Source organism: Bradyrhizobium sp. AC87j1 (assembly GCF_002936975.1).
In the GTDB taxonomy this organism is placed as follows: domain Bacteria; phylum Pseudomonadota; class Alphaproteobacteria; order Rhizobiales; family Xanthobacteraceae; genus Bradyrhizobium; species Bradyrhizobium shewense.
In genome coordinates this window covers 1-9,199 of the sequence record NZ_PTFE01000171.1, presented here as the reverse complement: position 1 = coordinate 9,199, position 9,199 = coordinate 1, and the positions used below count along the sequence as shown (strand labels likewise).

The 9,199-nt window shown below is 64.7% G+C and carries 12 protein-coding genes; 5 read left to right on the top strand and 7 right to left on the bottom strand.

The genetic code is table 11. From position 1 onward, the window contains the following. Positions 1–659, bottom strand: a 659-nt coding sequence (locus tag CV770_RS39670) for a glycerophosphodiester phosphodiesterase family protein (RefSeq protein ID WP_104466180.1), incomplete at its 3' end; no start/stop codon positions are given. Between the two features lie 6 nt (positions 660–665). Next, positions 666–1,133: a RidA family protein gene (locus CV770_RS39665; RefSeq protein ID WP_014494672.1), complete on the bottom strand. Its 468-nt coding sequence runs from the start codon at positions 1,131–1,133 to the stop codon at positions 666–668. A 247-nt stretch (positions 1,134–1,380) separates the two neighbouring features. Here CV770_RS39665 and CV770_RS39660 point away from each other — a divergent pair, with 247 nt between their 5' ends. Further along, complete coding sequence (locus CV770_RS39660; protein ID WP_161500084.1) at positions 1,381–2,241, top strand: cell envelope integrity EipB family protein; 861 nt, start codon at positions 1,381–1,383, stop codon at positions 2,239–2,241. 268 nt (positions 2,242–2,509) lie between these two features. Beyond that, positions 2,510–2,911 carry a RidA family protein gene (locus tag CV770_RS39655; RefSeq protein ID WP_104466178.1) on the top strand — a complete coding sequence of 134 codons (402 nt, stop codon included), beginning with the start codon at positions 2,510–2,512 and terminating at the stop codon, positions 2,909–2,911. Between the two features lie 94 nt (positions 2,912–3,005). Here the strand turns inward: CV770_RS39655 and CV770_RS39650 are convergent, their stop codons facing one another. Next, positions 3,006–3,407 carry an ACT domain-containing protein gene (locus tag CV770_RS39650; RefSeq protein WP_104466177.1) on the bottom strand — a complete coding sequence of 134 codons (402 nt, stop codon included), beginning with the start codon at positions 3,405–3,407 and terminating at the stop codon, positions 3,006–3,008. 145 nt (positions 3,408–3,552) lie between these two features. Here CV770_RS39650 and CV770_RS42995 point away from each other — a divergent pair, with 145 nt between their 5' ends. Next, the gene (locus CV770_RS42995) at positions 3,553–3,708 is read left to right on the top strand and encodes a hypothetical protein (protein WP_201760246.1); all 156 of its coding nucleotides are present in this window, start codon (positions 3,553–3,555) and stop codon (positions 3,706–3,708) included. A 16-nt stretch (positions 3,709–3,724) separates the two neighbouring features. Here the strand turns inward: CV770_RS42995 and CV770_RS39640 are convergent, their stop codons facing one another. Both CV770_RS39640 and CV770_RS39635 read right to left on the bottom strand, forming a co-directional pair. Further along, entirely contained in the window at positions 3,725–5,014 is a 1,290-nt protein-coding gene (locus CV770_RS39640) for a DNA polymerase IV (protein WP_104466175.1), read from the bottom strand. Beyond that, a complete protein-coding gene (locus tag CV770_RS39635; RefSeq protein WP_104466174.1) occupies positions 5,011–5,322 on the bottom strand; it encodes a DUF3572 domain-containing protein in 312 nt (103 codons plus the stop codon). Before CV770_RS39635 ends, CV770_RS39640 begins: the two co-directional genes overlap by 4 nt. 241 nt (positions 5,323–5,563) lie before the next feature. Between CV770_RS39635 and CV770_RS39630 the strand changes: the two genes are divergently transcribed. Next, entirely contained in the window at positions 5,564–5,929 is a 366-nt protein-coding gene (locus tag CV770_RS39630) for a response regulator (protein WP_008566616.1), read from the top strand. A gap of 14 nt (positions 5,930–5,943) precedes the next feature. Further along, positions 5,944–7,317 (top strand): PleD family two-component system response regulator, encoded by a 1,374-nt coding sequence (locus CV770_RS39625; RefSeq protein ID WP_028143954.1) that lies wholly within the window; start codon positions 5,944–5,946, stop codon positions 7,315–7,317. 88 nt (positions 7,318–7,405) lie between these two features. Here the strand turns inward: CV770_RS39625 and CV770_RS39620 are convergent, their stop codons facing one another. After that, positions 7,406–8,377, bottom strand: coding sequence for an AraC family transcriptional regulator (locus CV770_RS39620; protein WP_104466173.1), 972 nt, complete (start codon positions 8,375–8,377; stop codon positions 7,406–7,408). A gap of 210 nt (positions 8,378–8,587) precedes the next feature. Beyond that, a complete protein-coding gene (locus tag CV770_RS39615; protein WP_104466181.1) occupies positions 8,588–9,196 on the bottom strand; it encodes a TetR/AcrR family transcriptional regulator in 609 nt (202 codons plus the stop codon). Between the last annotated feature and the right edge of the window lie 3 nt (positions 9,197–9,199).

Sequence of the window (9,199 nt, the reverse complement as noted above, 5' to 3'; positions counted from 1 at the left end):
AGGGCGCAGCCGAACAGGTTGCGGGCGATCCAGGGGGCGGGGGCCGGGAGGTCGTCGACCCTGAAGGCGACGAAATGGGGCTGGGTCTGAAAGCCATGGCGCAGGTAGAGCATGCTATCGCGCTGCTCCTGCGTGAGCTTGGCCCAGTAGTCGTCCTCATAGGTCCGCTGCGCGACGATGCCGCGCGGACGGGAGGGCAGCAGCTCGCGCAGCGCCAGCACCTGGTCGGGATCGAACGACATGCCGACGGCGGGGCCGTCATAGGACGCCAGCACCTCGGCCATCCGCTTCACCAGCTGGCGGTCGCCGCCAAAATGGCTCTTCACCTCGATCACCAGGGGCACGCGGCCGGCGACCAAGGAGCAGAGGTCGGACAGCGACATCATCTGCTCGTCGGTGTCCTTGAATGTGACGGCCTTCAGCTCCGCGGCGGTCTTCGACACGACCTCGCCGGTGGCCTCGGTGAGGCGGCCGAGCGCATGGTCGTGATGCACCATGGCCTCGCCGTCAGCCGAGAGCTGGATGTCCACCTCGATCGCGAAATTGCCTGCGATCGCAGCCTGCACCGCGCCCGGCATGTTCTCGACAATGCCGCGGGAAATGTCGTGCAGGCCGCGATGGGCGACCGGCCGGGCTGTCAGCCAATCAGGAGCGCGCATTGTCCGTCAGGCGACCTCGAACACGCCTTCGACCTCGACCGCCGCGTCTGCCGGCAACGAGGCGACGCCGACGGTGGTGCGGGCATGGCGGCCCTTGTCACCGAAGGCGGCGACCATCAGGTCGGAGGCGCCGTTCAGCACCTTCGGCCCGTCCAGGAAGTCGGGGGCCGAGTTGATGAAGCCACCGAGGCGCACCACGCGCACCACCTTGTCGAGGTCGCCGAGCGCCGCCTTGACCTGGGCCAGCAGATTGACCGCGCAGCCGCGGGCGGCCGCCGCGCCGTCTTCGATCGAGACGCCGGCGCCCAGCTTGCCCTTGGCGATCAGCTTGCCGGCGGGGTCGAAGCAGACCTGGCCGGAGACGAACAGCAAATTACCAGTGCGCACGAACGGGACGTAATTGGCCACGGGGGTGGGGGCCTCGTGCAGCTTGATGCCCTGTTCCGCCAGCTTTTGCTCGACCGTGCCCGCCATGTTCGACCTCGTTGTCCAGAAATTTCATTCGCCCCGGCGCATCCGTGGGAGGCCGGCCGCGCCCTGTTTCGCCCATCGTGCCGCCACATGCAAGCAACCGGCACGAAGCGCCTTTTGCCGAGGCGAGGCCGCAGGTTCAACGGCAGGGCCGCAACTTTACGTGAAACGGCCTCAGTTGCGACGCAATGGAACGGTCATTAAAATGTCGAATCTGCGCATCCCAAGGACGCGTCCCCAAGGAACAGACATGGTGCACCTTTTCCGGACTTCGCTCGGTGTAATGGCGCTCGCGGCGGCCAGTTTCGGACTTGGCGATTTAGGCCTTGGCGACGCCGCGCAGGCCGCCAGCGGCCCGTTCCTCGCGCACCAGGCGCTTTACGACCTGAGCTTGGTGAAATCGCGCTCCAATTCGGTCAATAGCGCGCGCGGGCGCATCCTCTACAACTTCACCGGAAGCTCGTGCGAGGGCTACACGTCCGAATTCCGCCAAGTGTCCGAGCTCGACAGCGGCGAGGGCAAGGTCACGCTCAGCGACCTCCGCTCCAACTCCTGGGAAGACGCCGGGGGGAAAAGCTACCGCTTCAAGATCGAGACCCGCATGAACGAGGCCGATGCCGGCCGCGTTGACGGCTCGGCCGAGCGCGACGGCGACCACATCAACGTCAAGCTGAAGCTGCCGGCGCCGAAGAATTTCACCCTCGACGGCAAGATCGTATTCCCGACCGAGCAGATCCAGCGGATCATCGCCGCCGCCAAGGACGGCAAGCCGCTGCTCGAGCTCTCCGTCTATGACGGCTCCGACGACGGCCAGAAGGTCTACAACACGCTGACCGTGATCGGCCAGCCGATCCCCGCCGACCGCGCCGCCGCGCCGGATCCGTCGACCTCCGACGAGCACATGAAATCGCTCAAGCGCTGGCCCGTCACGGTCAGCTATTTCGACCGCGAGGCCCAGCAGAAAGAGGGCGAGCAGACGCCGGTCTATGCGATGGCGTTCGAGCTCTACGAAAACGGCGTCTCGCGCCAGCTCGTGCTCGATTACAACGACTTTGTCATTTCCGGCGCGATGGGCAAGTTCGACGTCAAGGACAGCAAGCCCTGTAATTGAGGGATTGTTGCTACAGCTGCGTACCGCGCACTCCACACCATCACCGTCACCCTGAGGTGGCCGCTTCTTCAGCGGCCCTCGAAGGGCGACGGCCCGGCCGTATCAGCGGGGCCGTGCATCCTTCGAGGCTTCCCATACGCCGCTTCGCGTCGCATGGCGCGCACCTCAGCAAGGATGAGGGTGCACGAGTGTTGCGCGTCGCATCTAGCTCTTGTCATGATCTCCAGCTACGCTCTCTCCCAATCAAAAACCCCAGGGAGGCTAACCCATGCCCAAGCTCGATCATCTCCGTCCCAGCGGCCTGCATCTCAATCCCGCCTATTCCCACGTCGTCACCGCCACCGGCGCGCGCACCATCTACATTTCGGGACAGGTCTCGACCGATGAGGAGGGGCGGATCGTCGGCGAGGGCGATATCGCCGCGCAGACCACGCAGGTGATGCAAAATCTCGGGCACGCCCTGAAAGCGGCCGGTGCGAGTTATTCCAACATCGTGAAGATCACGACCTTCGTCGTGAACTACAAGCCGGAGCTGCGCCCCATCATCGGCAAGGCCCGCTCGGCCTTCTTCGAAGGCATGGAGCCGCCGGCCTCGACCCTGGTCGGCGTCTCCGCGCTCGCCGCGCCGGAATGGCTGATCGAGATCGAGGCGATCGCCGTCGCGGATTGATTTTCGTAGTTGCGTAGGATGGGTAGAGCGCAGCGAAACCCATCGTCCTGTCGCCCGGAATGACCTTGATGGGTTTCGCTGCGCTCTACCCATCCTACTTTGCTGCGGACATAGCTTGAAGAACAGCCATTGCTTCGTCGGCCCTGTCGGCGGGCACGAAGAGATGGTCGTGATGGAAGGCGGAGACCGCATTCACGCTGATGCCGGCTTCAGCGAGACGGGCCGTGATCGCGGCCAGGAAGCCCACCGCGTCGAGTGCCGAGTGAATCGTCAGGGTGATCAGGCGTGAGGGGAACGCGTAGCGCAGCCCCGCCGCTTCGGCCTCTTCGCGAGAGATCACCAGCGTCGTGCCTTCCTGCTCGCGAAATGTCAGCAGCGGATTGAGCCCTGCGGGCACGGACTCGTTCTGCGGTATCGCGCAGAACACGAAGGTGCCGTTCAGCATCTCCGGCTTCATGTTGCTCAGCAGCGCGTCGAGATCGCGTTCCCCTGTCACGGGCCAACCCCTGAAGCCTTGGCCAACATACCTTTGTATATCTCCTCTAATCCTTCTCATACGCCGACCTTACGCTGGTACAATTGAGCGACGGCGGGAGATTCTTACAATTTGAGTCCACTCGGGTCACTGCGAGGAAGCTCAAATGAACGTCGTCATTCGAAAGCTCAACGGCTTGTGGCACCTCATCATCGGGTCTTGTCAGATCCGAACCCCGTTCTTGGAGACTCAGGATCGGCAGCTGGTCGTTCAGTATGCCCGCCGCGTCTATCCGGGTGCACGGATATTCGAACGCGACTAAGTTGAGCAGGACTCGGTCACTCCTGCGCCTTCTCCGGTCCGTCATATGCGATGCCGCGGATCACCGCGGCGCTGCCGAACTTCTTGCGCAGGCTGTCCACCGCGCGCTCGGCGTGGGCGGCGCGGCGGTCGAGCATGTCGGTGTCGTCGGCGGGCGAGCCCTCGCGCAAAGCGCTGACGCCGGCGCCCATCAGGCGGAAGGCGGTGCCGTCGATCTCCTTGGCCAGCATCTCGCGGCAGATCGCAAAGATCTTTGCGGCGAGCTGGGTCGGGGCCGCGATCGACTGCGAGCGCGTGCGCTGGCGGAAATCTGCGGTCTTCAGCTTCAGCGTGACGGTCGAGCCGGCGAGCTCGCTGCTCTTGAGCCGCGACGAGGTCTTCTCGCACAGCCGCCACAGGATCTTCTCCAGCGTCGCGAAATCGCGGATGTCGGTCTCGAAGGTGGTCTCGCTCGATATCGTCTTGGCGCCCCGGTCAGGCTCGACGCGGCGGTCGTCGATGCCGCGTGCGAGCCGCCACAGCCGGCGGCCGTCGCTCGGAAACTGCCGCATCATCTCGATCTCGTCGGCCTTCTGCAGGTCGGCGATGATGCGGAAGCCGCGCTGCACCAGCCGCTCCTGCGTGGCAGGTCCGACGCCGAAGATGAAGCCGACGGGTTTCTCGGCCAGCATCGATCGCGCTTCCTCCTGGTCGAGCGCGGCGAAGCCCCGCGGCTTGTCGAGGTCGGAGGCGATCTTGGCCAAGAACTTGTTGCAGGACAGGCCAACCGAGACGGAGATGCCGATGTCCCGCTCGACGTCGCGGGCAAAGCGCGCCAGCACCTTTGCCGGGATCATGCCGTGCACCCGTTCGGTGCCGGAGAGATCGAGGAAGGCCTCGTCGATCGAGAGCGGCTCGACCAGCGGCGTCAGGGCCTGCATGGCCTGGCGCACCTCGCGGCCGACGCGGACATATTTGGCCATGTCTGGCGGAATCACGGTCGCGTGCGGGCAGGCCTCGAGCGCCTTGAACATCGGCATGGCGGAGCGCACGCCGTAGGTGCGGGCGATGTAGCAGGCGGCCGACACCACGCCGCGTTTTCCTCCGCCAATGATGACCGGCTTGTCGGCAATGTCAGGATTGTCGCGCTTCTCGACCGTCGCATAGAAGGCGTCGCAGTCGATGTGGGCGATGGTCAGGCCCGAGAGCGCGCGGTGGCGGACGAGGCGAGGGGAACCGCAGGCGGAACATCGCCGCATGCCCATGTCCAGGTCGGCCGAACAATCCCGGCAGAAGCAACGAGGCCCGGCCGGGTCGGGAACGGTCACGGCACGTCGCGCTCCCAGGAGGGGTCGCCGAGCGCGTCGCCGAGGACCTGCCGCGCCGCTGCGACGTTGGTCGGATGCAGTTCCGCGGTCAAGGCAAAGGCCTTCACAGTGGCGTCATCGCGCAGCACGAAATCGAGCACGCTGAGCAGGAAATTGGGGTCCGCGGCGGCATTGCGCAGGGTCTCCGGACCGACCCCTGTCTCGGCCAGAAACAGGCCCAGCCGCTCCGGATCGCTCGCAACGAAAGAGAGCGCCTGAATCGCAACGATTTCAGCGACTTCGCGGAGGTTGTGAACAGGCTTTTTCAAGGGGACGGTTTGCCTTTCCGTTAACTTTCGGTCTCTAATTTGGAATCATCATGCCCGAGTCTCGGCCCTGAGTCTTCCGACCCCAGGCAAGCAACTGGAAACCACATCGCAGAAAGTCGACCCTCGGGTTTAACGAAACTCAAGCGAATCTGAGGCTAGTTTGAATCCAGTTTTCGAAGCGCCGGCGAGCGGCGCCTGAGGCGTTACATGTATGGGTCTGCGGACCAATCAGGAGGGCGGGATGGCTAAGACCGTCCTGATCGTGGAAGACAACGAGCTCAACATGAAGCTCTTCCGCGACCTGTTGGAGGCGCACGGCTACCAGACCTCCGGCACCAGCAACGGCTACGAGGCGCTCGACCTCGTTCGCAAGATGCGGCCCGACCTCGTGCTGATGGATATCCAATTGCCGCAGGTCTCCGGCCTCGAGGTGACGCGCTGGATCAAGGACGATCCGGAGCTGCGCGCCATTCCCGTCGTCGCTGTCACGGCATTCGCGATGAAGGGCGACGAAGAGCGCATCCGCGAGGGCGGCTGCGAGGCCTATTTGTCCAAGCCGATCTCGGTCGGCAAATTCATTGAGACGGTCCGGCGTTTTATCGGATAGGAAGTGAGTTCACAGTGTCCGCGCGTATCCTGGTCGTCGATGACGTCCCTGCCAACGTCAAGCTGCTCGAGGCCCGCCTCTCTGCCGAATATTTCGACGTGATGACCGCCTCGAACGGCACCGAGGCGCTGGCGATCTGTCAACGCGCCGAATGCGACATCATCCTGCTCGACGTGATGATGCCCGACATCGACGGCTTTGAAGTTTGCCGCCGCCTCAAGACCGATCCGGCCACGCACCACATTCCTGTCGTCATGGTGACGGCGCTCGACAGTCCCTCCGACCGCAACCGAGGGCTGGAAGCGGGCGCCGATGACTTCCTGACCAAACCCGTCTCCGACGTCGTGCTGATCGCGCGGGTGCGCTCGCTGACGCGGCTGAAGATGATGACCGATGAGCTGCGCATGCGCGCCATCACCTCGCTCGAGATCGGTATGCAGGCGCCCGAGCGCAGCGCCGTAGCCGACACCGGCAAGGGCGGCCGCATCCTGCTGGTCGACGACCGTCCGTCCTCCTACGAGCGGCTGGCGACGATCCTCGCCGCCGAGCACACCATCGACGTCGAGCCGAACCCGACGGAGGCGCTGTTCCACGCCGCCGAGGGTAATTACGATTTGCTGATCGTCTCGCTCGACCTCAACAATTTCGACGGCCTCAGGCTCTGCAGCCAGGCGCGCTCGCTGGAGCGCACGCGCCACGTGCCGATCCTGGCGATCGCCGACCCCGAGAATTCGACGCGGCTGCTCCGCGGCCTCGAGATCGGCGTCAACGACTATCTGCTGCGTCCCATCGACAAGATCGAGCTTCTGGCGCGGGCCCGCACCCAGATCCGCCGCCGCCGCTATACCGATCATCTGCGCGACAACGTGCAGAACTCGATCGAGATGGCGATTACGGACGCGCTCACCGGCCTGCACAATCGCCGCTACATGGAAAGCCACCTCGCAACGCTCGCCGAGCAGGCCGCGACGCGCGGCAAGCCGCTGGCGCTGATGATCCTGGACATCGACTTCTTCAAGTCGATCAACGACAATTACGGCCACGACGCCGGCGACGACGTGCTGCGCGAATTCGCGGTGCGGGTGCGCAAGTCGATCCGCGGCATTGATCTGGCCTGCCGCTACGGCGGCGAGGAGTTCGTCATCGTCATGCCGGAGACCGATCTCCACGTCGCCGGCATGGTCGCCGAGCGCCTGCGTCGCTCGATCGCGGGCGAGCCGTTCGCGATCCACAAAGGGGCGAAGCGCATCGAGGTCACGATCTCGATCGGCCTGACCACGCTGGAGCAGAAGGGCGAGGCGGTCGCCGACGTCCTCAAGCGCGCCGACACCGCGCTCTACCGCGCCAAGCACGACGGCCGTAACCGTGTGGTGTCGCAGGCGGCGTGAGGGCCGGCTGCGCAAAATCGCGAAAACAACCCCATGCACAGTAGCCGACGCCAGCTAAATCAAAGGCTTGCGTGACGGCTTATGCCGATCATGTTGATCCGCGGAATTGGGTCGGCGAGGCGCCGAAGCGGCGACGGAAGGCCTGGTTGAAATACGAGATATCGTTGAAGCCGCAGGCGTAGGCGATCTCGCTCACTTTGAGCCCGCCGTGCTGGCGCGACATCAGCGCCGTTCTTGCATGCTGGAGCCGCAATTCCAGCACGCGCTCGGTGAAGCTCGCTCCGGTCTCGTGCAGGACAGCCTGAATGTAGCGGGGCGACAGTCCGATCTTTTGCGCAAGGCTGCGCGGCGAGAACGCCGGATTGGTGAAATTCGTTCTGATCTCCGCAAGAATCTCGCGCAGCCGCGCTGCGCGCAAGCCCCGCAGGGTGGCAATTTCGGCGGCATCGCGGCTGGCACCCAGCGTGAGCGCGAGAAGATCCAGCACGGTCGTGCCGATGTGCCGGTCCAAATCCGGATCGCTGCCTGCGTCGTTTGGATCGAGCACGCTCTCCAGATAGCGCTTGAGATGACGCAGCGCCGGCTGGCCGGGATCGAGTGGCCTTGCCATCAGATCGTCCGCGCGAGGAACGAGCTGCAGCAGACGGTCGCGGGCGATCGTCACTGTCGCCCATTCCCCGGGTGCCTCAACGACCATCTCGGCGGTCGCGCCGTTGGTCCCGAGGAACGCGCCACCGGCTCCGGCCGCCGCATCCCGGCCGAACTGCGACAGCTGTAGCTGCGCCGTCCCGCGATTGAGCAATAGGCAAAAATCATCGTCAGGGCCGCGTGCGATGGCGCTTTTGGACCGGGCAAACCGTTTGAGCGTTCCATCGAACAGCGTAACGCGCACATCGGAAAACTGCGCGAATTGAAACTGAGCGCGAAAGGCGCAGTCCTCGAAGCGCGAATAGTCGACGCAGCAGGTGAGCGCCTCGAATTGCTCATGCCAATGCCCGAACCGTGCGGCGTCGCCGAGGCGCGCCGGAAGCTGGTCCGAGCTGAAAGTGATCCGGTTCATCCTGACATCGCTCGGTTCGACGGTCCAGATTGCAGGGCGGCAGGCACGACGACAATCGCCTTGCCTGTTTAGCGCGGCAGCCCCGGTTTGAGGACAAGAAATTCCGGGTGCGGCAGACCAATGCGCTCCAGCCCAATTTTGATGCGCCGTAGCGAAACTCGGCGGCGCCCGCGAACAAGGTGACGTCGGCGCGTGGCACGGCGACCGCGGCTATTGCGGCGCGCGTTTGCGTCTCTTCACCGGCTTCTGCGCGCCGCCATCCACATCCACCCCCGCATTCCGCAGCAGGACCTTCGCCGCTTCCTTCGCCGCACGCGCCATCGCCGGATCGCCGCGGACGAGGTCCTGCGCGATCGAGCCGTCGACCAGCAGCACCAGCTGCGTTGCGAGCGCATCCGCATCGGTCACACCGAGCTCGTTCAGGCGGTCGCGAAACCAGAGGCGGCGGCTTTCCTTGAAGGCGACCGCGATCTTTTTCACGGCGCGGTCTGTCGGGCCGAGCTCGGCGACCGCGTTCACGAACGGGCAGCCGCGAAAGTCCTTGGCCGCAAACCGCCGCTCCAGCGAATCGAAGGTGCCGAGGATCTGTTCGGCCGGCGGCTTGTCCGAGGGGGATGCGTGCACGAAGCGGCGCTCGAGGTATGCCGTGATCAGCGCGTCCTTGGACGGGAAGTGGTTGTAGAGCGTGCGCTTGGAGATGCCGATCTCGGCCGCGATGGTGTCGACGCCGATGGCGCGAATGCCCTGCAGATAGAACAGCTTGTCGGCGGTCTGAAGGATCCGCTCTTTCATCGTCTGTGGGGCGGGCGGGGGAGCCATGCG